Below are 24,986 nucleotides of genomic sequence, written 5' to 3' on the forward strand. Positions count from 1 at the left end.
GATGCCTTGGCAAACGCGATTCGGCATGTGGATAAGCTCTTGATAAGCCTGATTTCCCTGCCATTTTTTCTCTCAACTGTCCACAAAAAATAAATACAACATGTCCGAGGGACTCACCCCAGAATTTCAGATGGATGCCGGTCAGGCTTTGTGGCAGGCTTGCGTGGACGAGCTGTCCCGCGAGCTGCCCGAGCAGCAGTTCAACACCTGGATCAAACCGCTCACTGCGCAGATCTCGGAAGACCAGCAACGCCTCACTTTGTTTGTCGCCAACCGCTTTAAGCTCGACTGGATTCGGGCCCAATATGCGGGTCGTTTGGCCGCGCTTCTTGAAAACCTTCAGGGTCATCCTGTTCAGATCGAGTTAGTGCTTACTCCTCGCGATGGTGGCGTCAGGCCTGTGCGCCAGTCCACGCCATCGTCCATGGAGAATGGCCCTGACCCGGTCGATCTGCCCGAAGAGCCCGCGACCAACACCTTCCGCAGCCGGCTCAACACCGCCCTGACTTTTGACAACCTGGTCGAGGGCACCGCCAACCGCATGGCGCGTGCTGCGGCCATGCACGTGTCCGGTTCGCCGGGGCACCTGTACAACCCCTTGTTCATCTATGGCGGCGTGGGTTTGGGCAAGACCCACCTGATGCATGCCATTGGCAACAAACTGCTGGCCGATCGCCCCGAAGCCAAAGTTTTGTACATCCACGCCGAACAGTTTGTGTCGGATGTGGTTAAGGCTTACCAGCGCAAGACTTTTGACGAGTTCAAGCACCACTACCACTCGCTCGATTTGCTGCTGATCGACGATGTGCAGTTCTTTGCCAACAAAGACCGTACGCAAGAAGAGTTCTTCAACGCCTTTGAGGCCTTGCTGGCCAAAAAGTCGCACATCGTCATGACCAGTGACACCTATCCCAAGGGCTTGGCCGACATCCACGAGCGCCTGGTCTCGCGCTTCGATTCGGGCCTCACGGTGGCCATGGAGCCGCCCGAGCTGGAAATGCGCGTGGCCATTTTGATCAACAAAGCCATCAGCGAAGGCAGCGAAATGCCCGAAGAGGTGGCATTTTTTGTGGCCAAGAACGTGCGCTCCAACGTGCGCGAGCTTGAAGGCGCGCTGCGCAAAATTTTGGCCTATTCGCGTTTCAACCAGAAGGAAATCTCCATCCAGCTGGCGCGCGACGCCCTGCGCGACCTCTTGTCCATCCAAAACCGTCAGATCAGCGTCGAAAACATCCAGAAAACGGTGGCCGACTACTACAAGATCAAGGTCGCAGACATGTACAGCAAAAAGCGCCCCGCCAGCATTGCTCGGCCGCGCCAGATTGCCATGTACTTGGCCAAGGAAATGACCCAAAAGAGCCTGCCCGAGATCGGTGAGCTGTTTGGCGGGCGCGACCACACCACGGTGCTGCACGCCGTACGCAAAATCAACGCCGAGCGTCAGCAAATGACCGAGTTGAACCAGCAGCTGCACGTGCTGGAACAAACCCTCAAGGGCTGATGTCTGGTTTTGGGCTCCAACCAAGTCACCGCCAATCCCCGGCAAAAGAATGCCCAATCGGGGGGTTTGGGCAAAAAAACAGCCGAAAAACGGCGAAAATGTACCCTGTTTGCATCCTTCAGCCCATCTTGGGCTGACGCCTGAAAAAACCATCAAAGGTAGACAAATGATCGTCCTGAAGGCCACCCAAGACAAATTGCTGTCGGTCCTGCAATCCGTGTCCGGCATTGTTGAGCGCCGCCACACCCTGCCCGTGTTGGCCAACGTGTTGATCCGCAAAACCGGCCACGCCGTGCAGCTGACCACCAGCGACCTCGAAATCCAGATCCGCACCACCGCCGAGATGGATGGCGACCCAGGCGACTTCACCACCACTGTGGGCGCACGCAAACTCATCGACATCCTGCGCACCATGCCTGCCGACCAGACCGTGAGCCTGGAATCCTCTCAAGCCAAGTTGATCTTGAAGGGCGGCAAGTCCAAGTTCACATTGCAGACTCTGCCCGCAGAAGACTTTCCATTGGTGCAAGAAGCCGCCACATTCGGCCCCGTGTTCAGCGTGCCGCAAAAGACCCTCAAGCAATTGCTCGGTCAGGTCTCGTTTGCCATGGCTGTGCACGACATCCGCTACTACCTCAACGGCATCTTGTTTGTGGCCGAAGGCAACCGCCTGAGCCTGGTGGCCACCGACGGTCACCGCTTGGCGTTTACTGCCGCCACGCTCGACGTGGAAGTGCCCACCAAACAAGAAGTCATCTTGCCGCGTAAGACCGTGCTGGAGCTGCAGCGTTTGCTGTCGGATGCCGATGGCGCGATCGAGATGCAATTCGCCAACAACCAGGCCAAGTTCAGCTTTGACGGCATGGAGTTCGTGACCAAGCTGGTCGAAGGCAAGTTCCCCGATTACAACCGCGTGATCCCCAAGGGCCACAGCAACAACCTGACTCTGGGCCGCCAAGCCCTGCTGTCTTGCTTGCAGCGCACCGCCATCTTGACCAGCGACAAGTTCAAAGGCGTGCGCCTGAACCTCGACCCCGGCAGCCTGCGCGTGGCATCCACCAACGCCGAGCAAGAAGAAGCCGTGGACGAACTCGACATCGACTACGGTGGCGACAGCATTGAGATCGGCTTCAACGTCACCTACATCATCGACGTGCTCAGCAACATGGGCCAAGACATGGTCCGCATTGATCTGGCCGATGCCAACAGCTCGGCGCTGATCACGATCCCCGAGAACGACAACTTCAAATACGTGGTGATGCCGATGCGCATTTAAGGCGAAAGCCCACAAGGCCAACCCCTATCGAAACCCGCGACCCTTCGCGGGTTTCGGCCATTCAAGCGACAGAGAAAATTGAACATGACCGACGAAATCAACCCCAGCGAAGAAGCCTTCACCACCGCGCAACCCAAGATCGACGCCAACCAAGCGGGCGCATCCGAAGGTTACGGCGAAGGCTCCATCCAGATTCTGGAAGGCCTGGAGGCCGTGCGCAAGCGCCCCGGCATGTACATCGGTGACACGTCCGATGGCACCGGTCTGCACCACTTGGTGTTCGAGGTGGTCGACAACTCGATTGACGAAGCGCTGGCGGGCCACTGCGACGACATCGTCGTCACCATCCATTCTGACAACTCGATCAGCGTCACCGACAACGGCCGCGGCATCCCCACCGGCGTGAAGATGGACGACAAGCACGAGCCCAAGCGCAGTGCGTCAGAGATCGCGTTGACCGAACTGCACGCGGGCGGCAAGTTCAACCAAAACAGCTACAAGGTCTCGGGCGGCCTGCACGGCGTGGGTGTGTCTTGCGTGAATGCTTTGAGCAAATGGTTGCGCCTGACGGTGCGCCGCGAAGGCAAAGTGCATCAGATCGACTTTGCCAAAGGCTTTGTGCAAAACCGTTTGCTCGAGACCGTGGACGGCGTGGAGATCTCGCCCATGCGCGTCACGGGTGCCACCGACAAGCGCGGCACCGAAGTGCACTTCCTGCCTGACGTCGAAATCTTCACGCAGAACACCGATTTCCATTACGAGATTTTGGCTAAGCGTTTGCGCGAGCTGTCCTTCTTGAACAACGGCGTACGCATTCGTCTGAAGGACGAGCGCAGCGGCAAAGAAGACGACTTCTCGGGCGCTGGTGGCGTCAAGGGTTTTGTTGACTTCATCAACGCCAACAAAAAAGTGCTGCACCCCAACGCTTTCCACGCCATGGGCGAGCGCCCTGCGGACAGCTACGGCGGCATTCCCGGCACCAGCATCGGTGTGGAAGTGGCCATGCAGTGGAACGACGGCTACAACGAGTCCGTGCTCTGCTTCACCAACAACATCCCGCAGCGTGACGGCGGCACCCACCTCACGGGCCTGCGTGCCGCGATGACCCGCGTGATCGCCAAGTACATCGAGAAAAACGAGATCGCCAAAAAGCAAAAAGTCGAAGTCAGCGGCGACGACATGCGCGAAGGCCTGTGCTGTGTGTTGAGCGTCAAAGTGCCTGAGCCCAAGTTCTCCAGCCAGACCAAAGACAAGCTGGTGTCGAGCGAAGTGCGCGCCCCGGTCGAAGACATCGTGGCCAAAGCCCTGACCGACTTTTTGGAAGAGCGCCCCAACGACGCCAAGATCATCTGCGGCAAGATCGTTGAAGCCGCCCGCGCCCGCGAAGCCGCCCGCAAAGCCCGCGAAATGACGCGCCGCAAAGGCGTGCTCGACGGCATGGGCCTGCCCGGCAAATTGGCCGACTGCCAAGAAAAAGACCCGGCCCTGTGCGAAATCTACATCGTCGAGGGCGACTCCGCCGGCGGCTCGGCCAAGCAAGGCCGCGACCGTAAATTCCAGGCCATCTTGCCCCTGCGCGGCAAGATCCTGAACGTCGAAAAAGCCCGCTACGAAAAACTGCTCACCAGCAACGAAATCGTCACGCTCATCACCGCCTTGGGCACCGGCATTGGCAAGGCCAGCGCCGAGTCTGGCAAGAGCGGCACCGACGACTTCAACGTCGACAAACTGCGCTACCACCGCATCATCATCATGACCGACGCCGACGTGGACGGCGCGCACATCCGCACACTGTTGCTCACCTTCTTCTACCGCCAAATGCCCGACCTCGTCGAGCGCGGCCACATCTACATTGCCCAGCCACCGCTCTACAAAGTCAAAGCAGGCAAAGAAGAGCTGTACCTCAAAGACGGCCCGGCACTCGACGGCTTCTTGCTGCGCATCGCGCTCAAAGACGCCAGCATCAGCACCGGCGGCGCTGCGCCCCAAGTGCTCACGGGCGAAACGCTCGAAGCCCTGGCCCGCAAGCACCAAGTGGCCGAACACGTCATTGCCCGCCTGTCCAACTTCATGGACGCCGAAGCCCTGCGCGCCATGGCCGACGGCGTGTCGCTGAACCTGGACACGCTGGAGCAAGCCGCCGAATGCGCCCCCGCGCTGCAAGCCAAGCTGCGCGAACTCAACACCACCGGCATCCCTGCCGAAGTGGCTGCCGAGTTTGACGTGCGCACCGACAAACCGATCCTGCGCATCAGCCGCCGCCACCACGGCAACATCAAGAGCAGCATCATCACGCAAGACTTTGTGCACGGTGCCGATTACGGCGCATTGGCCGAAGCGGCCGAGACCTTCCGTGGTTTGCTGAGCGAAGGCGCCAAAGCCATTCGCGGTGAGGGCGAGCGCCAGAAAGAAGAAAAAGTGGGCGACTTCCGCCAAGCCATGCATTGGCTCATCAGCGAAGCCGAACGCACCACCAGCCGCCAGCGCTACAAGGGTCTGGGCGAGATGAACCCCGCCCAGCTGTGGGAAACCACCATGGACCCCACCGTGCGCCGCCTGCTGCGCGTGCAGATCGACGACGCCATCGAAGCCGACCGCGTGTTCACCATGCTCATGGGCGACGAGGTCGAGCCACGCCGCCACTTCATTGAGAGCAACGCGCTGCGGGCGGGGAACATCGATATTTGATGGGTCAGCACGTTTGTTGAAAATCATCCGCAGCAAAGAGTTCACTGCCGACCGTGCTTGGGGTGCATTGGATGTGGCCAACATGAATGGCACAACCACACGTCTCCATTGGACGAACAAGCCTTACAAGTGGCACGTCAACGATGGAGATGAAGTCTTTGCAGTGCTCGACGGGCATGTTGACATGCATTACCGCCTAGATGGCATAGAGCATGTTGTCGCTTTAGGTGTCGGCGATGTGTTTTTTGCAGGCGTGGGTTGTGAACATGTGGCACACCCTCGAGGCGAGGCGAGAATTTTGGTGGTGGAAAAAGAGGGCAGCGTTTAGTACGTTATCCCTTATTTCGATGGCCAAGATGGCGTGAGTCTTGATCAGGTGGTGATAAACCCTCCACCGCCATTAGCCCACGCAACCCCACCCCATAACTTTTAAACCCCTGCTCAGCCCAGCGCGCGCTGCTGTCAATGTTGTCGTGCTGGTGGCCGTGCACCGTCATGCGCACGCCCATGCGGCGGGCCAGTTCGTCCAGCTCATGGAATCCGTGTTCGTGGTAGCCGGGGGCTTCGTGGGTGATGAGGATGTCGGCTTGCAGCACGGCCAATTGTTCGACTTCGTCGGGGTAGATGCTAGACCAGTGCTTGAGGTGCACGCCGCCTTGCCAGCGGTCTTGGCGCGGCGTGATGCGGACGTGTTCTTCGCGGTTGCGAAACTTGGGCGCTTGCTGGTCTTTGGGGTACCACACCGCCCCGCGAAACACGCCGCCCAGCCCGGCGATGCGGGTGCCGCATGGCAGCGTGACCACACGGCCATGGATGTTGCGCTCGGCCAGTTCGCTGTGCCATATGTGGGCAAAGTTGTCCGCGTGGTCGGTGTCGTGGTTGCCGTGGATGTACCAGACCCGCTCCCAAATGGCTTCCAGCTAGATGTGCAGCGGGCGAGCGGGCTCCAAGTCGCCCAGCAAGATGACGGCGCGGGCGTCGGTTTGCAGGGCGGCATCGATGATGTGCAGCCACTGGCCGTGGGGGTCGCCGCAAAAGAGGATGGGGCCGGGGTGCATGGGCGTGAGCGAATGAAGTTTCTTTCGCATTGTGCAGGTCTTTGGGGCGCTGCTGGCAGGGCCTTCGGATAAGCTTGAAACGTTCCCCCGAATGCCTGCTGCTGCCCCATCCATGTCCTCCATCGCCATCATCGACTTCGAAACCACCGGGATATCTCCCAACATGGGCGACCGCGCCACCGAGGTGGCCATCGTCATGCTCGAAGGCGGGCAGGTGGTGGACCGCTACCAAAGCCTGATGAACGCCGGGGTGCGGGTGAACAGTTTCATCACCCAGCTCACGGGCATCACCAACGAGATGGTGCAGGCCGCGCCCCCGGCCGAGCAGGTGATGCGCGAGGCGGCGCGCTTTGTGGCGGGCAGGCCCATGGTGGCGCACAACGCGGCCTTTGACAAAAAGTTCTGGCAGGCCGAGCTGGCCCGCTGCGGGCAAGACGGTGCGCACCCCTTTGCCTGCACTTTGCTGCTGTCGCGCCGCCTGTACCCGCAAGCGCCCAACCACAAGCTGGGCACACTGGCGGCCATGCACCATTTGCCAAGTTCAGGCCGCGCCCACCGGGCATTGGCCGATGCCGAGATGGCCGCCCATTTGTTGGCGCAAATGCAGCACGATCTGAAAACCCGCTACGGCTGTACCCAGGCCGACCACGCTTTGCTCATGGGCCTGCAGCGCACCAGCCGGCACATGGTGGGGCAGTATTTGAAGCAGCGTGCGCAGGGCTGAAAGCCCTTCACCCCAAACCCAGCGGCAACGCCGTTTTGTATCGCACCTGTTTGAGCGCAAAACTGGAGCGAATTTTCTCGACCCCCGGAATCGGTGAGAGCTGCTCCAAGATGAAGCGTTCCAGCGCCGCCATGTCGCGCACGGCCACGCGCAGCAAATAGTCGCTGTCGCCGGTCATCAAATAGCACTCCATCACTTCGTCGTGCCGGGCGATGTGCGCTTCAAAGTCGGCCAAGGTGGCTTTGCTTTGGGTCTTGAGGCTGATGGAGATGAACACCGTCAGGCCCAGCCCCAGCGCCGCCGCACTGGCCAGCGCCACATAGCGCTGAATCACGCCGTTGCTCTCGAGTGCCTTGACGCGGGCCAGGCACGGCGAGGGCGACAGGCCGATGCGTTTGGCCAGCGTCACGTTGGACAGCGAGCCGTCGCGCTGCAGCTCGTCCAGTATCTTCAAATCGACGTTGTCCAGAATCATGTGCTGAATTCCTTTTTATTTCGGCATATTGTGCTTTAAATCGTGGCTCAGGAGGCGTAAATACGCAGCACATGCGCCGCCTGCCTCTGTAGAGTCAACAGCATGAATGCTCCTTACGAACCCCTCTTGCACGCGCTGTCACACGCCCACGACATCGACCCCGAAGAAACCGCCGAGTGGCGCGAGGCTTTGCTGTCGCTGATCGGCTCGCAGGGCCCAGAGCGTGCGCGCCAGATTCTGGACGAGCTGGCCACCGTGGCGCGCCAGCAGCGCACGGGCTGGCAGCCCGAGCTGAACACGCCTTACATGAACACCATCGCGGTGGATGACCAGCCGGTGTTCCCCGGTGACTTGGCCACCGAAGAGCGGCTGGTGGCCATCATGCGTTGGAACGCGCTGGCCATGGTGGTGCGCGCCAACCAGGCCTATGGCGAGTTGGGCGGGCACATCGCCAGTTACGCCAGCGTGGCCGATTTGTTCGAGACCGGTTTTCACCACTTCTTTCATGCGCGCACCGAACAACACAAAGGCGACTTGGTGTTCTTTCAGCCGCACAGCGCACCGGGTGTTTACGCCCGCGCTTTTCTGGAAGGCCGCTTGTCTGAAGCCGACTTGCTGCATTACCGCCAAGAGATCACCGCGCCCGACAGCGGCGCGCGCGGTTTGTCGAGCTACCCGCACCCTTGGCTGATGCCTGATTTTTGGCAGTTCCCCACGGGCTCGATGGGCTTGGGGCCGATCAGCTCGATTTACCACGCGCGCTTCATGCGCTACCTGACGCACCGCCAGCTGCAAGACTGCAGCGCCCGCAAGGTTTGGGGCGTGTTTGGCGACGGCGAGATGGACGAGCCCGAGAGCATGAGCGCGCTCACACTGGCCGCCCGCGAAAAACTCGACAACCTGGTGTGGGTGGTCAACTGCAATTTGCAGCGATTGGATGGCCCGGTGCGCGGCAATGGCCGCATCATCGACGAGCTGGAAAAGCTGTTTGCGGGTGCGGGCTGGAACGTGATCAAGCTGGTGTGGGGCAGCGACTGGGACGGCCTGCTGGCACGCGACACCTCGGGCGCTTTGCTGCGCGCCTTTGCCAACACGGTCGATGGGCAGATGCAAACCTTTGCCGCCAAAGACGGGCGCTACAACCGCGACAACTTCTTTGGCCAAAACGAAGAACTGGCGAGGCTGGTGCAGGGGATGACCGATGAGCAGATCGACCAACTCAAGCGCGGCGGCCACGACATTGTGAAAATCCACGCGGCCTATGCCGCTGCTGCGGCGCACCGTGGCCAGCCCACCGTGATCTTGGCGCACACCAAAAAAGGCTTTGGCATGGGCAGCGCAGGCCAAGGCAAGATGACCACGCACAGCCAAAAGAAGTTCGACGAGCAAGACCTGATCGAGTACCGCAACCGCTTTGACCTGCCGCTGAGCGACGAGCAGGCCAAGGGCTTGGCGTTTTACAAACCCGCAGATGACAGCGCCGAGATGCGCTACCTGCGTGATCACCGTGCCCAATTGGGCGGCAGCTTGCCCAAGCGCGAGACGACCTGCGACCGCTTGCCCGTGCCTGCGCTCACCAGCTACGGGCAGTTTGCGCTGCAGGCCGATGGCAAGGAGATGAGCACCACCATGGCCTTTGTGCGCATGCTGGGCAACTTGCTCAAAGACAGCACCTTGGGCCCGCGCATCGTGCCCATCGTGGCCGACGAGGCGCGCACCTTCGGCATGGCCAACCTGTTCAAGCAGGTGGGCATTTACAGCAGCGTGGGTCAGCGCTACGCGCCCGAAGACATTGGCTCGGTGCTGAGCTACCGCGAAGCCACCGACGGCCAGATTCTGGAAGAAGGCATCAGCGAAGCGGGTGCGATCGCCAGCTGGACGGCAGCCGCCACCAGCTACAGCGTGCACGGCCTGGCCATGTTGCCCTTCTACATTTATTACTCGATGTTCGGTTTTCAGCGCGTGGGCGACGCCATCTGGGCCGCGGCCGACCAACGCGCCCGGGGCTTTTTGCTCGGCGCCACCTCAGGCCGCACCACCTTGGGGGGCGAGGGCCTGCAGCACCAGGACGGCAGCAGCCATTTGGTGGCGGCCACCATCCCCAATTGCAAGGCCTACGACCCGGCCTTTGCGGGCGAATTGGCCGTGATTTTGGACGCGGGCATGCGCGAGATGGTCGAGCAGCAGGCCGATGTGTTTTATTACGTCACCTTGATGAACGAGAACTACGCCCAGCCGGATTTGCCTGCGGGCGTGGATGCCGATGTGTTGCGCGGAGGGTATCGATTTGGTGTGTATGGGCCGAGCGATGCGGCCCAGCGCGTGACCTTGCTCGGCTCCGGCGCGATCCTGACCGAAGTGGTTAAAGCCGCGCAGCAACTGGCGGCGCAAGGCGTGGGCGTGGAAGTGCTGAGCATCACCAGCTGGAGCGAATTGGCGCGCGATGGCATGGCGCAAGAAGCCGGTGGCGCTCTTGGCGCTGGTCATCTGGCGCAATTGCTGAACGGCACCCAAGGCCCGGTGATCGCCGCCACCGACTATGTGCGCGCCGTGCCCGAGAGCGTGCGTGCCTTCGTGCCCGAAGGCCGCCGCTATCGCACGCTGGGCACCGACGGCTTTGGCCGCAGCGACACGCGGGCCGCACTGCGTCGCTTCTTTGCGGTGGACGCGGACAGCATCGCGCAGGCGGCGCTGCAATCGCTGGGGCGTTGAGGTGTGAAGCTGAGCGTTTGCAGGGGCTTCAGCCCTGCACCACGCTGAAATAAGCTTCGCGGGTTTCGGGACTGGCGGCGTCGAGCGCTTGCTCGTAATGCGTTTGGTGCTGCGCCACCATGCGTGCCGAAGCGATGGTTTTGGAGCGGCAAAACCAGTGGCAGCTGTGCTGCATCAAAAACATCTCGCCCATCATGCGAAAGGCCCGTGCCTTGGGTGCGAGGCCTTGCAGGTTGTTCACGGTGCGCTCGATGCCTTGTGCGTGCACTTCCAGCATGCGGCGCATGTCAAAGGTGGTTTTGGGCGAAAGCTGGTCGACGAAGGGCAGAGACACCTTGAAAGCCCGGGTCATGGGTGCAGGCAGTTTGGCGAATTCCTGCGCCAGGCGCTGAAATTCGCTGGCCAGTTGTTGCTCGGCGGCCTCTTGCAGCTGCAGGATTTGTTGCTGGCGCTCGGCATCGCCCTCGCCCAGCGCCCGCATATAGGCCCCGGTGAGCTGTTCTATGTGCTTTTCGATTTGATAGGGCCGCAATTGCTCAGCCAGCAAGGCGGTGCGTTTGCGCTGGCCTTGGGTGTTGAGCCAGTGGATGCCCGTGGCCAATAAAAACAGAAGACTGAGAAATTCCATAGAGCGCGGAGATTGGGGCCGGATCGGCGTTGCGCCAAGTGTAGTGAGTCGGACTGGCGCAATGGGCAAAGGCCTTGCGCCGGCCATGGCACAGGGGCAGGGCGAGACGTTCCGGATAGTTGTTCACACCAATCGCCCAATTGGAGAGCGGACTCTAAAGTGCGGGTTTTCCCTTGCTATGGGCGCTTCATGCTGTTCAAATTGCTGCATTGCAACAAAAACCCCTTTCAAGGAACTCCAAATGAACTTCAACGCTGAACAATTCACTGCCACCCAACAAGCCAACATGAACGTGGCCGCTGGCCTGTCGCAAACCGTTTTCGCCGGTTTCGAGCGCTTGGTCGAGCTGAACATGGCCGCTGGCAAAGCCGCTGTGGGCGAGTCTTTCGCCAACATGCAAGCCCTGATGGGCGCCAAGTCGCCTCAAGACCTGATGGCCGTGCAAGCCGCTTTGGTGCAGCCCGCCTTCGAAAAGTCGGTGTCTTATGGCCGTCACTTGGCTGACATCGCCAACAGCACCGGTGCCGAGTTCACCAAAGCCGTCGAAAGCAAAATGGCCGAGTCCGAAAAAGCGGTCAAAAGCTTGGTCGAAAACAGCCTGAAAAACGCACCTGCTGGCTCTGACGCCGCTGTGGCCGTGTTCAAAACCGCTTACGAAGCCAGCCAGACTGCTGCTGAAACCCTGAAAAAAGTGGCCAAGCAAGCTGCTGACACTGCCGAGTCGAACATCAAAGCTGCAACAGCCCAAGCCGAAGCTTCGGTCAAGGCCGCCATGTCCAAGGCCAAAGCCAAGGCCTGAGCTTCTGCTCAATAAGCGGGTGCTTGCCGCCCGCTTCCTACAATCAGGGTGTCTTCGGACACCCTTTTTGTTTTGGACGCCCCCATGCACTCTGCGCTTGCACAGCCTTCAGCCCCCGTTTTGCACATCGAAGGCGGTGTGGCCACCATCACCCTGAACCGACCCGCCCAGCGCAACCGCCTGGAAAACGGCGACCTCAAGGCTTTGTTGGCCCATTTTGATGCCGTCAACCGCGACCCCGCGGTGCGGGTTCTGGTGTTGACGGCCAACACGATGGGCCAGCCCAAGCCGGTGTTTTGTGCCGGTTACGACATTGGCGGCTTTGACGAACCCGGGCACGGTTCGTCGTTCTTTGAAGAAATCCCCGATGCGCTGGCCGCGCTGCGCCCGGTGACGATTTGCGCGCTCAACGGCAGCGTGTATGGCGGGGCGACCGATGTGGTGCTGGCCTGTGATTTGCGTATCGGGTTGCAAGGCATCGAGTGGCGCATGCCCGCCACGGCGCTGGGTTTGCACTATTACCCCAGCGGTTTGCAGCGTTACGTGAGCCGTTTTGGTTTGGCCGGTGCCAAGCGCGCGTTTTTGACGGCGCGGCCTTTTTCTGCCGAACAGCTCAATGCGATGGGCTTGTTTGAGGCTTTGGTGACGGCCGAAGAATGGGATGCGACCTTGCTGGCGCTGGTACAAGACATCTTGGCTTTGGCCCCGCTGGCGGTGCAAGAGACCAAAAAGTCGCTGCGCGAGATCGAAACCGGGCAAGCCGATGTGGCCCTTTTGCGTGAGCGGGAGCACAAGACCAGCCTCAGCGCCGACTTTGCCGAAGGGCGCGCTGCGTTTGCCGAGCGGCGCAAGCCAGTTTTTGTGGGTCGGTGAGCCGGGTCTATCAAGAATCGGCGGTTCGAGCCGATACTTGTCTGTCATGCAATCAATTTCAATTTCTGCACGCGCATTGAAGGCGGGCCACTGGGTGGTCATCGCTTGCGGCTGGCTGGCTTTGGCTGGGCCTGCGCACGCCGGGCAATACCAGTTGTTGGCAGGTCAGCCCAATTCGGTGGTGGTGGCCGCGCGTGTGCAAAACGCCGAGCAGGTGTGCAACCTCGAAATCACCGTTCAGGGCCAAGCCGTGATCGAGCGCGAGGTGCAAGCGCCCTACTTTGAGGCACGCATCGACATCACGCCGCAAGACTTGGAGTCGGTGGCGGTGACTTGGCGCGGCAAGTTCAAGCGCGTCAACGATGTGGCGGTCAACGCCTGCCCCACCCAGGGCCGCACCCAGTTCGTGGTGGTGGAGGACAACGCCGCCTTGCGCGCTGTCTGGCGCAACACCTTCTTGGCCATGGAGCCCGCCAAGGCAGAGTGTGTGCGCACGGCCTTGCAGCTCGACCGCGTCCGATACGAGTGGTTTGACATGGCGGCCAAGGAAGTGAGCGCGGAGGATCGCAAAATCCAGCGGGCCATGAGCCGCTGCGATGACTTCTTGGCGCAGAAAAAAGCCTGGGGCGAGCAAAATCCCAAGGGTTTTGCATGCACCTTGTCTGGTGGACTGAAAACCCGTTGTGAGGGTTTCTTCACCGCCACCGACAAGGGCAAGGTGGTGCCTATCACGGCAGAGGCCGCGATTCGCCGTCAGCTCGATCAACAGCCTTGGGGCACGGGGGTGCGCGAAACATCCGGGGCCAAGGCTGCACGCCAAAAACAGGAAGAGGCCCGCCAGGCCAAAATGTTGGCCGAAGAGGCGGCCAAGATCAAAGCCGAAGAAGAGGCACGCCTGCGCGAAGAACAAATGGTGAAAGAGGCCTTGGCCGCTCAGGCCCGTGAGCGCAAGGAAAAGGCCGAGGCCGACCGCGCCAGACGCCTGCAGGAAATTGAGCGCAAAGAACAAGAACGTTTGGAAAAACGCAGCTGGTTGCTCAAGCAACTGGAAAAGCTCAAGAGCGATCCCAAAGCCGATGCCAAATCAGAAGACGGTAAAGCCAAAGACGATAAGGCTGCAGGCGACAAGCCCAAAGAGGACAAGGCCGAACAAGCCAAGCCAGATGTGACCGCCCCCAAAGAGCCATCTGCTGAAGCCCCCAAGACCAAATAAGCCCACTCTCTATAAAGCAGGAGCGAGCGCCCGCTCGCGAATGACCGCTGCGGCCACGAAACGCATCCGGCCGCAGGGGCAGCCTCCCACAGGGAATCGAGTGAACAGGCCGCTAGATCTGGGCCGACTTGCCGCGCCCTGCAGACCAAGCGGTGCCCATCGAGGCGGCCATCACCATGGCAATGGCCAGGCCTTGCAGCACGGTCAGGCGTTCGGACAGCACCAGCCATCCCGCCAGCGCACCCACAGCCGGCTCCAGGCTGAGCAAGATGCTGAAGGTGTTTTTGGGCAAGTGGTTGAGGGAAAACATCTCAAGCGCATAGGGGATGGCGCTTGAAAGCAAGGCCACTGCCAGCCCCGCGACCAGCCAGCGGGGGTCCAGCAAAGCGGTGCCCGCATGAAAAATGCCGACCGGAGCCACCACCAAGGCGGCCGCCAGCATGCCCATGGGCGTGGCCATGGCCCCATAACGCAGCGCCACGCGCTGGCCAAAGACGATGTACAAGGCCCAGCAAATGCCCGCCGTGAAGGCGAACAGCATGCCCGCCGGGTCCAGCGTGGTGGCGGCATCCGCTCCGGGCAGGGGCAGCAAAAGCGCCAGGCCCGCAATGGCCAGCGCGACCCAAAGCCAGTCGCTGGCTTTTCTGGAGGTCCACACCGCCACCGCCAACGGGCCGGTGAACTCGATGGCAATCGCCACGCCAAAGGGGATGGTCTTGATTGAGCTGTAGAACAGCAGGTTCATCACGCCCAGCGTGACGCCATACAGGCCCAGCGGCAGCGCGTCGGCCCAGACCCACTTCCGTCGCCAGGGGCGAAACACGGCCATCAGCATCAGCATGGCAAACACCAGGCGGTAAGTGGTGGTGCCTTCGGCACCCAGCGCCGGGAACAGGCTTTTGGCGAACGAGGTGCCCACCGCCAAGGACACCAGGCTGCCCAACAAGGCCAGCATGGCCCACAAACGCAAATTCAAAGGTGGCCTCTCGTGGATAAGTGGCCATGGCGGCATGGCGTGGCGGTCATTTGGGGTGCGCCCAAAGGGGCAAGAACAAGGCTGTGGGCAGGGTGAACGGTGCCAAAAAAGGCTTTTAGGGGCGATCATAGCGCCGCATACAATGGCGGCTTCGTTCGCGGGCCACTGGTTGGGCTCCGATAAATTTCGAGTTTGCTTTTTTGTGGAGCTTCCATGTTCATTTCTTCCGCTTTTGCCCAAACTGCTCCTGCCGCTGCTGCCGGAGGTGACATGCAGTCCACCTTGATGAGCATGCTGCCTTTGCTGCTGATGTTTGTGGTCCTGTATTTCGTCATGATCCGCCCCCAGATGAAGAAGCAAAAAGAGCACCGCGCCATGATTGACGCACTGGCCAAAGGCGACGAGGTGGTCACTGCAGGTGGTTTGTTGGGCAAAGTCAGCAAGATCGGCGACGCCTACATTGGTGTGGAGCTGGCCACGGGCGTGGAAGTGCAATTGCAGCGCAGCGCTGTGGTGCAAGTTCTGCCCAAAGGCACCCTGAAGTAATTCACACGCGCTTTCTTCATGGGGCGCGGCATTGGCCAGCCCCGTTTTTTATCCTGCACGCGAGTCACTATGAACCGTTACCCGGTCTGGAAATACGCGATCCTGGTGATCGCCATGTTGCTGGGTGTGGTCTACACCCTGCCCAACTTTTATGGTGAGGCGCCTGCCGTGCAGGTGTCTTCGGCCAAGGCCACCATCAAGGTGGACACCTCGACCTTGCAAAAGGTCGAGGATGCGCTGAAGACCGCGGCCATCACGCCCCAAACCGTGGCGTTGGACGGGACCTCGATCCGAGCCCGTTTCCAGAGCACTGACGAGCAGCTGAAGGCCAAGGATGCCATTCAAAAAGCGCTGATTGTCGACGCGGCTGACCCGCAGTTTGTGGTCGCACTGAACCTGGTGTCCCGTTCCCCGGCTTGGCTGACGGCCCTGCACGCCTCACCCATGTACCTCGGCTTGGACTTGCGCGGTGGCGTGCACTTCATGCTGCAGGTGGACATGCAAGCGGCGTTGACGCAAAAAGTGGAATCCATCACGGGTGACCTGCGCAGCTTGCTGCGCGAAAAAGACGTGCGCCATGGCGGTATCAGCCGCAATGGCCAAAGCATTGAAATCCGCTTGCGTGATGCGCAGCAACTCGAAGCCGCCAAGCGCGTGTTGGCCGATCAGTTTGCCGACCTGCAAGCGCAAGAAGTGGCCGATGGCAGCGAGTTCCGCCTGACCGCCAGCATCAAGCCCGAAGCCGCCCGCAAAGTGCAAGAGCAGGCTTTGAAGCAAAACATCACCACACTGCACAACCGAATCAACGAACTGGGCGTGGCCGAGCCGGTGATCCAGCAGCAGGGTCTGGATCGCATCGTGGTGCAGTTGCCCGGCGTGCAGGACACGGCCAAAGCCAAAGACATTTTGGGCCGCACCGCCACCCTGGAGGTGCGCATGGTGGACGAAAGCACAGAAGCGCGTGCGGCTGAACAAGCCGGTGGCATCGTGCCCTTTGGCGCTGAACGCTACATGGAGCGCGACGGCCGCCCCTTGATCGTCAAGAAGCAAGTGGTGCTCACGGGTGACAACCTGACCGATGCCCAGCCGGGCTTTGATGGCCAGACGCAGGAGCCCGTGGTCAACCTGACACTGGACGCCAAGGGCGCCCGCATCTTCAAGGATGTGACGCGCGACAACGTGGGCAAGCGCATGGCCATCATCTTGTTCGAAAAGGGCAAGGGCGAAGTGGTGACAGCTCCCGTGATTCGCGCCGAGATTGGCGGCGGTCGCGTGCAGATTTCGGGCCGCATGACCACGGCCGAAGCCAACGACACCGCGCTCTTGCTGCGCGCTGGTTCGTTGGCCGCGCCGATGGAAATCATCGAAGAGCGCACCATTGGCCCGAGCTTGGGTGCTGAGAACATTGCCAAAGGCTTCAACAGCGTGACCTGGGGTTTCCTGGTGATCGTGGCCTTCATGGTCATTTACTACGCCATGTTCGGTTTGTTCTCAGGCATCGCGCTGGGTGTGAACCTCTTGTTCCTGGTGGCCATTTTGTCCATGCTGCAAGCAACCCTGACGCTGCCAGGTATGGCCGCGATGGCGTTGGCTTTGGGCATGGCGATCGACTCGAACGTGTTGATCAATGAGCGCGTGCGTGAAGAGCTGCGCAACGGCGTCAGCCCGCAAGCGGCCATTCACGCGGGCTATGACCGCGCCTGGGCGACGATTTTTGACTCCAACATCACGACGCTGATCGCGGGCGTGGCCTTGCTGGCTTTTGGCTCCGGCCCGGTGCGCGGCTTTGCGGTGGTGCACTGCATCGGCATTTTGACGAGCATGTTCTCGGCCGTGTTCTTCTCGCGTGGCCTGGTCAACCTCTGGTATGGCGGCAAGAAGAAACTCAAATCGGTGTCGATCGGTACCGTCTGGCGGCCTGAGGCTGGCACTGCGGTGAAAGCCGACTAAGGGGAAAAGACCATGGAATTGTTCAAAATCAGAAAAGACATCCCCTTCATGCGCCATGCATTGGTGCTCAACGGGGTGTCCTTCGTGACCTTTGCTCTGGCGGTATTTTTCCTGTTCAGCCGCGGTCTGCACCTGTCGGTGGAGTTCACGGGTGGCACCTTGATGGAAGTGAGCTACAGCCAGCCCGCCGACCTGCAAAAAGTGCGCGGCACGGTGGGCACGCTGGGCTTTTCTGAAGTGCAGGTGCAAAACTTCGGTTCTGCACGCGATGTGATGATTCGCCTGCCCGCCCAGAAAGGCGTGAGCTCGGCCCAGCAAAGCGAGAAAGTCTTGTCGGCCCTCAAAGCCAATGACCCTGATGTGACCCTGCGCCGCACCGAGTTCGTCGGCCCACAAGTGGGCGACGAGTTGGCCGAAGACGGCCTCAAGGCTTTGGCCTTCGTGGTGATCGGCATCATGATTTATCTGGCGATCCGCTTCGAGTGGAAGTTCGCCGTTTCGGCCATCATCGCCAACTTGCACGACGTGGTGATCATTCTGGGCTTTTTTGCCTTCTTCCAGTGGGAGTTTTCGCTGGCGGTGCTGGCGGCGGTGCTGGCGGTGCTGGGTTATTCGGTCAACGAATCGGTGGTGATTTTTGACCGGATTCGCGAGAACTTCCGCCGCTATCGCAAGATGAACACGGTCGAAGTGATTGACAACGCGATCACGTCCACCATCAGCCGCACCATCATCACCCACGGCTCGACCCAGATCATGGTGTTGTCCATGTTGCTGTTCGGTGGCGAGACGCTGCACTACTTCGCCATGGCGCTGACCATCGGCATTTGCTTTGGCATTTACTCGTCGGTGTTCGTGGCGGCGGCCATTGCCATGTGGCTGGGCATCCAGCGCGAAGACCTGATCAAGCCGATCAAGAAAGACAACGACCCGAACGACGAAAACTCGGGCGCGGTGGTCTGACCGACCTTGACCAGAAAAAAGGGCCACTTGTGGCCCTTTTTTGCTTTCAAGTGCTTCGTGGGAGGCCGCCCCTGCGGCCGAAGGGGGGTAACCCATCGCGAGCTAAGCAGATCCGATCCTTTGAAACAACCCACCCGGCAAGCGACCCACTTGCCCCATCAGCTCCAGTTCCAGCAGTCCGGCTTGCAGTTGCGCGGTGGGCCAACCGCAGCGCGCCTGAAGGGCGTCCAGGCTCACCGGGTCGTGCCCCATGGCGCGCAGCAAGACGTCTTCGGGTTTGCGGCTGCTGGCCGGGTCATCGTCGGTGGTCGTGCTTTTCAGCGCCAGGTTGCCTTGGGTCTGCTCCACGGGCAGTTTCAACTCTTCCAGCACGTCCTGTGCTGACTCCACCAGTTTGGCCCCTTGTTTGATCAGCAAGTGGCAGCCCTTGGCTTGGGCCGAGTGGATCGAGCCGGGGATGGCCATCACGTCGCGGCCTTGTTCCAGCGCTTGTTTGGCGGTGATGAGCGAGCCCGATTGCAAGGCGGCTTCGACCACCAGCGTGGCTTGAGACAAGCCCGAAATCAGCCGGTTGCGCCGTGGGAAATTGGGGGCCAGCGGCGGCGTGCCCAGTGGGTATTCGCTCAGAATCAGGCCGCGCAGGGCAATCTGGTGCGCCAGCGCTCGGTGTGACTTGGGGTAGACCCGGTCCAAGCCAGTGCCCACCACCGCGATGGTGCTCAAGCGGCCAGTCGCTGCACCCAGCAAAGCGCCTTCATGCGCTGCACCGTCGATGCCCAGCGCCAAGCCTGACACGATGGTCAGGCCACTCGCGGCCAGGTTGTGCGCAAAATCGCGGGCGTTGGCAGCCCCTTGGGGCGTGGGGTTGCGGCTGCCGACCATGGCCAGCGCTTGTTCGGCCTTCAGCGCCTGCAGCTGTGCGGTCTGGCCCAAGGCATACAGCATCAGGGGTGGGTCTGGGATGTCGAGCAAGGAGGCGGGGTAGTCGGCGTCACCCAAAGTGATCACCGCACGGCCCATGTCTGTTGTCGTGTCGGTTTGCAGCCATTGCCAGGTGTCGTCGTTCAGACTGGCCCAGCCATCGGGCGCTTGCCCCAGCGCTTGGGCTTGCTGCGCCGAGACGATCTGGCGCAAGGCAGATTCTGTTTGCCTAAATATGGCCTCTGGCTGCCCAAATGCCGCGAGCAGGCGTCGGGCTGTTTCGGGCCCTACGCCCGGCGTGAGCAGCAGCCGCAACCACGAACCCAGTTCTTCTGGGGTGTTGACCATTGTTGTCTCCCTGTGCAGCCTGCAGGCTGTCTGTGGAGGCATTGTGGTTCAAACCTCGCGCCTCGGCAAATGACGCGAGACCGTGTCAGTGCCCTTGGGTTGCTCTTTTGCGGGCCAGCCAAGCGAAGGCCATGTGGTTGACCACGGCGATGCTCCAGCACATCCATCCGGTCCAGAGGGAGTGGCTGGGGTAGTGGGCACCACGCAAGGTTTGCACCGCGCCCAGCAAGACGCCCAGGGCGAGGACGCCGATCAGCAACCGAAGACCTTGGCGTCTTTGATCAGAGACGCCAGAGGACAGCCAAGGCAGACACAGTGCCAAAAACGCCAAAGCCGAGGAGGCATGACCGCCGGGAAAGCAATGCCCAGATCCGCCATCGCGCAGGCTCCAGTTCCAATGTGAAACATAGGTGCCCACACCGCCAAACTCTGTCAAATCCCAAGGGCAGCTGGTCTGGCTGTAGCGTTTGAGGACATTGATCAGCACCAGCCCCAAGGTGATGCCCGCCCAGATTTCGAATCTTTGGATCTGGCGTAAATTCCTGAATCGCCCCATGGGCAGCCAAACCATGACCAGCACGCCCAGATACGCCAGGACAGCAGCATGGCGTACCCGGTCATGCAGCAGGTGCTCCAGCCACCAGTTGTGGCGCATGGCAAAGCCCTGTGGGCTGGCGATCCAGTGCATGACGCTCAAGTCAAGCCCCGAAAAATCCCATGTCAGCAGTGCCAGCAAAGCCAAAACGGTGAACAACCCCAGTCGTCTGAAGGGCGAGTTTTCACGCATGGCAAGTGGGGACGAATCAAGACGGGACATGCGTTTTATGACAGTGACGTTGGCGTCATTAAACAAACCCTGTATGAAGCTTTGCTGAGGGCCGCAGAACTGGGCCTCTGAAACTTGTGGCCAGATGGAAGGCTTGCTTCAGCAAGGGCTCAGGTGCTCTGTCTAGAATCGAGTCCATTTGTATGTTGAAACGTTCATTGCATGAAGCTTCTTTCTGAGCGCACCGCCTGGCACCCCACCAGTTTGCTGGCTGTCTTGGCCATTTGGCTGGCGACGGTCGGTAACTTGCCGTTCTGGATGGCCATCTGGAAGCTGCCTGAAACCCAAGGCTGGGGTGCGCTGGCCACCATGGGCAGCCTTTGGCTGATCTTGTTGGCCTTGCTGGGCTGGTTTTTGTGCTTGTGGGTCTGGCCGCGCTGGCTCAAGCCTGCTGGCCTGGCCATGCTGCTGACGGTGACGTCCAGCAGTTACTTCATGCTGACCTATGGCGTGGTCATCGATTCGAGCATGTTGGCCAACGTGGCGCAGACCGATGCGCGCGAGGTGCGTGATCTGTTGTCTTGGTCCATGCTGGCGGCGGTGGTCATGGGTGTGGTGCTGCCGGGGGTGTGGCTCTGGCGGCAGCCTGTTCGCGCGGTGTCGGTCAAGCCGCTGCTGGTGCGTCAGCTGGGCGTGGCCTTGCTGGCTTTTTTGGTGGCGCTGGGGCTGTTTTGGATGTCGTTTCAGGACATCGCCTCGCTCACGCGCAACCACAAGCAACTGCGCTACATGATCAACCCGTTCAACAGTGTTTATGCGCTGACCCGTCTGGCTGTGGGGCAGGCGACTCAGGCGGTTAAGCCTCTGCAGGTCATTGGCGAAGATGCAAGCTTGCGCATGCCCCCCGCCAGCGAGGCCTCGGCCCCGCTGATGGTGGTGATTTTGGGTGAGACTGCGCGGGCCGCCAATTTCGGTTTGGGCGGCTACGCCCGCGACACCACCCCTCAGTTGCGCAAAATTCAGGCACAGGGCGACTTGGTCTATTTTTCAGATGTCAAATCCTGCGGCACCAGCACCCAAGCGTCGGTGCCATGCATGTTTTCTCATTTGGAGAAAGCGGCCCATGAAGACAGCAAAGAGCGGTTTGAAAGCGTGCTGGATGTCTTGCAGCGCGCAGGTCTGGCGGTGCTGTGGTTAGACAACCAGTCGGGTTGTAAGGGGGTGTGTGACCGGGTGCCGAATGTGGCGACCACGGCGCTGAAAGTGCCCGAGTTTTGCACAGGCGGTGAGTGTCTGGACGAGGTGATGCTGCACGAGTTGCCCAAGCAGCTGGCCGCGCTGGATCCGGCCAAACGCGCCAAGGGCACGGTGGTGGTGATGCACCAGATGGGCAGCCATGGCCCGGCTTATTACAAGCGTTCGCCAGCGGCGATGAAGGCCTATCAGCCCGAGTGCAGCAGCCATGCGCTGCAAAACTGCCCCCCCGAGCACATCGTCAATGCCTACGACAACTCGATCCTGTACACCGACCATTTCATTGCCAAAACCGTGAAGTGGCTGCAGGCCCAGTCGCGCCCGACGGCGCTGATTTACGTGTCCGATCATGGCGAGTCGCTGGGCGAAAAAGGCCTTTACCTGCACGGCATGCCTTACAGCCTGGCCCCGAAGGAGCAAATCCATGTGCCCATGCTGGTGTGGCTGTCCAAGCCCTTGCAGCGTGAGCGCAATTGGCGCATGGATTGTCTGCAATCCCAAAGTGCCAAGGCTTTGTCACATGACCACTTTTTCCACTCGATGCTGGGTTTGAGCCAGGTCGACACCCGTTTGGCCAAACCGGAGTTGGATCTGTTTGATGCGTGCTCATCGGGCCGCTGAAGGCCCTCGCCCCCAAAGATGCGCCCTGCCTCCGGCAGGCGCATCGGAAATTGGGGACAATAGGCTCCTGATTTCCTTTCCGTGTTGATGCCATGGCCCTGCTTCCCATTCTTTGTTACCCCGATCCTCGCCTGCACAAGGTGGCCAAACCCGTGCAAGCGGTGGACGCCCGCATCCACGCCCTGATCGATGACATGCTGGAGACCATGTACGACGCCGGTGGCATTGGCCTGGCGGCTTCGCAGATCGACGTGCACGAGCGCCTGGTGGTGATCGACACCTCCGAAGAGCGCAACCAGCCCATGGTGCTGATCAACCCGGAAATCACCTGGATGAATGACGAGCGCGTCAAGGGCGAAGAAGGGTGCCTCTCGGTGCCCGGTATTTACGACGGCGTGGAGCGCGCCACCCAAGTCAAAGTCACGGCCATGGACCGCGATGGCCAAAGCCGCACCATCGAGGCCGAGGGCATGCTGGCCATTTGCATCCAGCACGAGCTGGACCACCTGATGGGCAAGGTGTTTGTGGAGTACCTGTCCCCACTCAAACAAGGCCGCATCAAGACCAAGATGGTCAAAGCCCAAAAAGCCGGACGCTGAGCTCGGCATGCGTCTGATTTTTGCGGGCACGCCCGAATTTGCCCAGGTGGCCATGGCCGCCTTGCACGCGGCGGGTCACGAGATCGTGCTGGTGCTCTCCCAACCCGACCGACCCGCTGGACGTGGCATGAAGCTGCAGCCTTCGCCTGTCAAGCAATGGGCTTTGGACCACGCCGTGCCGGTGGCCCAGCCGCGCAGCCTGCGCCTCGATGGCAAATACCCCGAAGACGCCGCTGCCGCCCGTCAAACCCTGCTGGACGCGCAAGCGGACGCCATGATCGTGGCGGCTTACGGCTTGATCCTGCCGCAATGGGTGCTGGACTTGCCGCCCAAGGGTTGCCTGAACATCCACGCCTCTTTGTTGCCACGCTGGCGTGGCGCTGCGCCCATCCATCGCGCCATCGAGGCGGGCGACACACAAACCGGCATCACCATCATGCAGATGGACGCAGGCCTGGACACCGGCGACATGCTGCTGGTCTTGCCCTGTGCCATTGCGCCCACCGATACCACCGCTGTGCTGCACGACCGCTTGGCTGCGCTGGGCGGCGAGGCCATCGTGCAGGCGCTGGCGAAGCTCGACGCCTTGCCGCACCAGCCGCAACCCGAAGAAGGCGTGAACTACGCGCACAAGATCGACAAGGCCGAAGCGGCGCTCGACTGGGCTTTGCCCGCTGAGGTGTTGGCGCGGCGCATCCGCGCCTTTGACCCCTTCCCCGGTATGACCGTACCTTTGACCACAACGGGCGGCACCGAAACCCTCAAGCTCTGGCAAGCCGTGGCCGAGCCTTTGCAGGCGGCGGCCGAGCCTGGCACCGTGGTGCAGGCCGATGCGCAAGGCGTGCGCGTGGCCTGCGGGCAGGGGCAGCTGTGTCTGACGCAATTGCAGCGCCCCGGTGGCAAGCGCTTGGGTGCGGCCGACTTTTTGCGCGGTTACCCTTTGCAGCCAGGTCAAAGGTTGGTGGCCTGATGTTTTTCCGGCCCACGCTCTACCGCCGCGCCGAGTTTTGGCAAGGCCTGCGCGACCTGGCCCCGCAGGCGCCTGGGGTGGCCGCCTGGGGTCTGATGACGGGCGTGGCCATGGTCAAGTCGGGCATGAGCGTGTTCGAGGCCGTGGCCATGACCATGCTGGTGTTTGCGGGCAGCTCGCAACTGGCGGCCATTCCACTCTTGGTGGCCGGAGCGCCGGCTTGGGTGATTTTGGCGACTGGTTTTTGCGTGAACCTGCGTTTTGTGGTGTTCAGCCTGCATCTGCGGCCCTATCTGATGCACTTGCCGCGCTGGCAGCGCATGTGCCACGGTTACTTCACGGCCGACATCACTTATGTGCTGTTCATACGCCAATTCCCGCACCCTGGCAGCACGGACGCCGAGCGCACAGGGCAGGAGGCTTATCTGGCGGGCAATTATTTTCTGAACTGGGGCAGTTGGATCGTGGCCAGCTTGCTGGGCGTGGGCCTGGCCAATCTGATCCCACCCGAATGGGGCTTGGGCTTTGCAGGCATCTTGTGCCTGCTGGGCATTCAGTGCTCGCTGGCCAGCTCGCGCATGCGCATGCTCTCGGCCGTTGTGGCGGGTGTGGCCGCAGTGGTCGCTTACAGCCTGCCGCTCAAACTCAACATCGTTGTGGCCATTGCCGTGGCGGTGATCTTGTGCCTGACGGTCGAAAAAATCCGGCCTGCACCCAAGGTGGCGGCATGAACGGCACCGACTTGTGGACGCTGGCGGTGATCGTGGGCCTGGCCGTGATCACGGTGGTGGCCCGCAGTTTCTTTTTCATCTCCAGCAAGTCTTGGCAGCTGCCGCACTGGGCGCAGCGTGGTCTGCAGTACGCGCCCATCGCGGCGCTCTCGGCTGTGGTCATCCCGGAAATCATCACCGTGCAGGGTGAGTTGGTCAGCACCTGGCAAGACGCCCGCTTGTACGCCGCTGTGGCTGGCGTGGCTGCTTATTTTTGGCGGCGCGATGTGCTGATCACCATTTTGGGTGGCATGGCGGTGTATCTTCCTTTGCACCTCGGCTTGGGTTGGTAAGCCGCGCCAACCTTGACCTCTGGGAGCGAGCCCCCGCTCGCGAATGGGTGCCTTGCCAGTGC

General features: G+C 61.0%; 24 protein-coding genes. 17 read left to right on the top strand and 7 right to left on the bottom strand.

Annotated features, from left to right (window positions below):
- Positions 1-100 precede the first annotated feature (100 nt).
- The 4 genes from dnaA (at position 101) to ACZ5SR_RS00020 (ending at position 5,793) form a co-directional block, all read left to right on the top strand.
- Positions 101-1,501 (top strand): chromosomal replication initiator protein DnaA, encoded by a 1,401-nt coding sequence (gene dnaA / locus ACZ5SR_RS00005; RefSeq protein WP_464449570.1) that lies wholly within the window; start codon positions 101-103, stop codon positions 1,499-1,501.
- Positions 1,502-1,667: 166 nt separating this feature from the next.
- Positions 1,668-2,777 (top strand): DNA polymerase III subunit beta, encoded by a 1,110-nt coding sequence (gene dnaN, locus ACZ5SR_RS00010; protein WP_108285435.1) that lies wholly within the window; start codon positions 1,668-1,670, stop codon positions 2,775-2,777.
- An 84-nt stretch (positions 2,778-2,861) separates the two neighbouring features.
- The gene (gyrB, locus tag ACZ5SR_RS00015; protein WP_464449571.1) at positions 2,862-5,465 is read left to right on the top strand and encodes a DNA topoisomerase (ATP-hydrolyzing) subunit B; all 2,604 of its coding nucleotides are present in this window, start codon (positions 2,862-2,864) and stop codon (positions 5,463-5,465) included.
- 16 nt (positions 5,466-5,481) lie between these two features.
- Entirely contained in the window at positions 5,482-5,793 is a 312-nt protein-coding gene (locus ACZ5SR_RS00020; protein WP_464451074.1) for a cupin domain-containing protein, read from the top strand.
- Between the two features lie 4 nt (positions 5,794-5,797).
- On the opposite strand, the gene ACZ5SR_RS00025 is transcribed toward ACZ5SR_RS00020, so the two are convergent.
- Together ACZ5SR_RS00025 and ACZ5SR_RS00030 are read right to left on the bottom strand one after the other, a co-directional pair.
- The gene (locus ACZ5SR_RS00025; RefSeq protein WP_464449572.1) at positions 5,798-6,268 is read right to left on the bottom strand and encodes a hypothetical protein; all 471 of its coding nucleotides are present in this window, start codon (positions 6,266-6,268) and stop codon (positions 5,798-5,800) included.
- A gap of 117 nt (positions 6,269-6,385) precedes the next feature.
- Positions 6,386-6,553, bottom strand: coding sequence for a hypothetical protein (locus ACZ5SR_RS00030; protein ID WP_464449573.1), 168 nt, complete (start codon positions 6,551-6,553; stop codon positions 6,386-6,388).
- 82 nt (positions 6,554-6,635) lie between these two features.
- On the opposite strand from ACZ5SR_RS00030, the gene ACZ5SR_RS00035 reads away from it, so the two are divergent.
- Positions 6,636-7,247 (top strand): 3'-5' exonuclease, encoded by a 612-nt coding sequence (locus ACZ5SR_RS00035; RefSeq protein ID WP_464451075.1) that lies wholly within the window; start codon positions 6,636-6,638, stop codon positions 7,245-7,247.
- Between the two features lie 7 nt (positions 7,248-7,254).
- Here ACZ5SR_RS00035 and ACZ5SR_RS00040 read toward each other — a convergent pair whose 3' ends face one another.
- Complete coding sequence (locus tag ACZ5SR_RS00040) at positions 7,255-7,722, bottom strand: Lrp/AsnC family transcriptional regulator (RefSeq protein ID WP_464449574.1); 468 nt, start codon at positions 7,720-7,722, stop codon at positions 7,255-7,257.
- Between the two features lie 102 nt (positions 7,723-7,824).
- Between ACZ5SR_RS00040 and mdeB the strand changes: the two genes are divergently transcribed.
- The gene (gene mdeB, locus ACZ5SR_RS00045) at positions 7,825-10,434 is read left to right on the top strand and encodes an alpha-ketoglutarate dehydrogenase (RefSeq protein ID WP_464449575.1); all 2,610 of its coding nucleotides are present in this window, start codon (positions 7,825-7,827) and stop codon (positions 10,432-10,434) included.
- A 28-nt stretch (positions 10,435-10,462) separates the two neighbouring features.
- Here mdeB and ACZ5SR_RS00050 read toward each other — a convergent pair whose 3' ends face one another.
- Entirely contained in the window at positions 10,463-11,062 is a 600-nt protein-coding gene (locus tag ACZ5SR_RS00050) for a hypothetical protein (protein WP_464449576.1), read from the bottom strand.
- A 241-nt stretch (positions 11,063-11,303) separates the two neighbouring features.
- Between ACZ5SR_RS00050 and phaP the strand changes: the two genes are divergently transcribed.
- The 3 genes from phaP to ACZ5SR_RS00065 all read left to right on the top strand — a co-directional run bounded on the left by phaP (position 11,304) and on the right by ACZ5SR_RS00065 (position 13,947).
- Entirely contained in the window at positions 11,304-11,861 is a 558-nt protein-coding gene (gene phaP / locus ACZ5SR_RS00055) for a TIGR01841 family phasin (protein ID WP_464449577.1), read from the top strand.
- A gap of 84 nt (positions 11,862-11,945) precedes the next feature.
- Complete coding sequence (locus ACZ5SR_RS00060) at positions 11,946-12,734, top strand: enoyl-CoA hydratase/isomerase family protein (RefSeq protein WP_464449578.1); 789 nt, start codon at positions 11,946-11,948, stop codon at positions 12,732-12,734.
- 46 nt (positions 12,735-12,780) lie between these two features.
- Entirely contained in the window at positions 12,781-13,947 is a 1,167-nt protein-coding gene (locus tag ACZ5SR_RS00065) for a hypothetical protein (RefSeq protein WP_464449579.1), read from the top strand.
- 112 nt (positions 13,948-14,059) lie between these two features.
- Here the strand turns inward: ACZ5SR_RS00065 and ACZ5SR_RS00070 are convergent, their stop codons facing one another.
- Entirely contained in the window at positions 14,060-14,902 is an 843-nt protein-coding gene (locus ACZ5SR_RS00070; RefSeq protein WP_464451076.1) for an EamA family transporter, read from the bottom strand.
- Positions 14,903-15,136: 234 nt separating this feature from the next.
- Here ACZ5SR_RS00070 and yajC point away from each other — a divergent pair, with 234 nt between their 5' ends.
- From yajC to secF, 3 genes are all read left to right on the top strand, one after another.
- Entirely contained in the window at positions 15,137-15,469 is a 333-nt protein-coding gene (gene yajC / locus ACZ5SR_RS00075; protein ID WP_090044009.1) for a preprotein translocase subunit YajC, read from the top strand.
- Between the two features lie 69 nt (positions 15,470-15,538).
- A complete protein-coding gene (gene secD, locus ACZ5SR_RS00080; protein WP_464449580.1) occupies positions 15,539-17,419 on the top strand; it encodes a protein translocase subunit SecD in 1,881 nt (626 codons plus the stop codon).
- A 12-nt stretch (positions 17,420-17,431) separates the two neighbouring features.
- Positions 17,432-18,382: a protein translocase subunit SecF gene (gene secF, locus ACZ5SR_RS00085; protein ID WP_464449581.1), complete on the top strand. Its 951-nt coding sequence runs from the start codon at positions 17,432-17,434 to the stop codon at positions 18,380-18,382.
- Positions 18,383-18,484: 102 nt separating this feature from the next.
- Here secF and dprA read toward each other — a convergent pair whose 3' ends face one another.
- Together dprA and ACZ5SR_RS00095 are read right to left on the bottom strand one after the other, a co-directional pair.
- Positions 18,485-19,651, bottom strand: a complete 1,167-nt coding sequence (dprA, locus tag ACZ5SR_RS00090) for a DNA-processing protein DprA (RefSeq protein ID WP_464449582.1) — start codon at positions 19,649-19,651, stop codon at positions 18,485-18,487.
- Positions 19,652-19,736: 85 nt separating this feature from the next.
- Positions 19,737-20,468 (bottom strand): phosphatase PAP2 family protein, encoded by a 732-nt coding sequence (locus tag ACZ5SR_RS00095; protein WP_464449583.1) that lies wholly within the window; start codon positions 20,466-20,468, stop codon positions 19,737-19,739.
- Positions 20,469-20,639: 171 nt separating this feature from the next.
- On the opposite strand from ACZ5SR_RS00095, the gene ACZ5SR_RS00100 reads away from it, so the two are divergent.
- From ACZ5SR_RS00100 to ACZ5SR_RS00120, 5 genes are all read left to right on the top strand, one after another.
- Entirely contained in the window at positions 20,640-22,292 is a 1,653-nt protein-coding gene (locus tag ACZ5SR_RS00100; protein WP_464449584.1) for a phosphoethanolamine transferase, read from the top strand.
- A 92-nt stretch (positions 22,293-22,384) separates the two neighbouring features.
- The gene (gene def, locus ACZ5SR_RS00105; protein WP_464449585.1) at positions 22,385-22,891 is read left to right on the top strand and encodes a peptide deformylase; all 507 of its coding nucleotides are present in this window, start codon (positions 22,385-22,387) and stop codon (positions 22,889-22,891) included.
- Between the two features lie 7 nt (positions 22,892-22,898).
- Entirely contained in the window at positions 22,899-23,861 is a 963-nt protein-coding gene (fmt, locus tag ACZ5SR_RS00110; RefSeq protein ID WP_464449586.1) for a methionyl-tRNA formyltransferase, read from the top strand.
- Positions 23,861-24,592: an AzlC family ABC transporter permease gene (locus tag ACZ5SR_RS00115; protein WP_464449587.1), complete on the top strand. Its 732-nt coding sequence runs from the start codon at positions 23,861-23,863 to the stop codon at positions 24,590-24,592. Before fmt ends, ACZ5SR_RS00115 begins: the two co-directional genes overlap by 1 nt.
- The gene (locus ACZ5SR_RS00120; RefSeq protein WP_464449588.1) at positions 24,589-24,924 is read left to right on the top strand and encodes an AzlD domain-containing protein; all 336 of its coding nucleotides are present in this window, start codon (positions 24,589-24,591) and stop codon (positions 24,922-24,924) included. Before ACZ5SR_RS00115 ends, ACZ5SR_RS00120 begins: the two co-directional genes overlap by 4 nt.
- Positions 24,925-24,986: the final 62 nt, after the last annotated feature.

This window comes from Limnohabitans sp. TEGF002 (genome assembly GCF_055395845.1).

Coding starts and splice junctions, on each gene's coding strand:
- dnaA (WP_464449570.1), top strand. CDS start 101: ATGTCCGAGGGACTCACCCCAGAATTTCAGATGGATGCCGGTCAGGCT.
- dnaN (WP_108285435.1), top strand. CDS start 1,668: ATGATCGTCCTGAAGGCCACCCAAGACAAATTGCTGTCGGTCCTGCAA.
- gyrB (WP_464449571.1), top strand. CDS start 2,862: ATGACCGACGAAATCAACCCCAGCGAAGAAGCCTTCACCACCGCGCAA.
- ACZ5SR_RS00030 (WP_464449573.1), bottom strand. CDS start 6,553: ATGCGAAAGAAACTTCATTCGCTCACGCCCATGCACCCCGGCCCCATC.
- ACZ5SR_RS00035 (WP_464451075.1), top strand. CDS start 6,636: ATGTCCTCCATCGCCATCATCGACTTCGAAACCACCGGGATATCTCCC.
- ACZ5SR_RS00040 (WP_464449574.1), bottom strand. CDS start 7,722: ATGATTCTGGACAACGTCGATTTGAAGATACTGGACGAGCTGCAGCGC.
- mdeB (WP_464449575.1), top strand. CDS start 7,825: ATGAATGCTCCTTACGAACCCCTCTTGCACGCGCTGTCACACGCCCAC.
- ACZ5SR_RS00050 (WP_464449576.1), bottom strand. CDS start 11,062: ATGGAATTTCTCAGTCTTCTGTTTTTATTGGCCACGGGCATCCACTGG.
- phaP (WP_464449577.1), top strand. CDS start 11,304: ATGAACTTCAACGCTGAACAATTCACTGCCACCCAACAAGCCAACATG.
- ACZ5SR_RS00060 (WP_464449578.1), top strand. CDS start 11,946: ATGCACTCTGCGCTTGCACAGCCTTCAGCCCCCGTTTTGCACATCGAA.
- ACZ5SR_RS00065 (WP_464449579.1), top strand. CDS start 12,781: ATGCAATCAATTTCAATTTCTGCACGCGCATTGAAGGCGGGCCACTGG.
- ACZ5SR_RS00070 (WP_464451076.1), bottom strand. CDS start 14,902: ATGCTGGCCTTGTTGGGCAGCCTGGTGTCCTTGGCGGTGGGCACCTCG.
- yajC (WP_090044009.1), top strand. CDS start 15,137: ATGTTCATTTCTTCCGCTTTTGCCCAAACTGCTCCTGCCGCTGCTGCC.
- secD (WP_464449580.1), top strand. CDS start 15,539: ATGAACCGTTACCCGGTCTGGAAATACGCGATCCTGGTGATCGCCATG.
- secF (WP_464449581.1), top strand. CDS start 17,432: ATGGAATTGTTCAAAATCAGAAAAGACATCCCCTTCATGCGCCATGCA.
- dprA (WP_464449582.1), bottom strand. CDS start 19,651: ATGGTCAACACCCCAGAAGAACTGGGTTCGTGGTTGCGGCTGCTGCTC.
- ACZ5SR_RS00095 (WP_464449583.1), bottom strand. CDS start 20,468: ATGTCCCGTCTTGATTCGTCCCCACTTGCCATGCGTGAAAACTCGCCC.
- ACZ5SR_RS00100 (WP_464449584.1), top strand. CDS start 20,640: ATGAAGCTTCTTTCTGAGCGCACCGCCTGGCACCCCACCAGTTTGCTG.
- def (WP_464449585.1), top strand. CDS start 22,385: ATGGCCCTGCTTCCCATTCTTTGTTACCCCGATCCTCGCCTGCACAAG.
- fmt (WP_464449586.1), top strand. CDS start 22,899: ATGCGTCTGATTTTTGCGGGCACGCCCGAATTTGCCCAGGTGGCCATG.
- ACZ5SR_RS00115 (WP_464449587.1), top strand. CDS start 23,861: ATGTTTTTCCGGCCCACGCTCTACCGCCGCGCCGAGTTTTGGCAAGGC.
- ACZ5SR_RS00120 (WP_464449588.1), top strand. CDS start 24,589: ATGAACGGCACCGACTTGTGGACGCTGGCGGTGATCGTGGGCCTGGCC.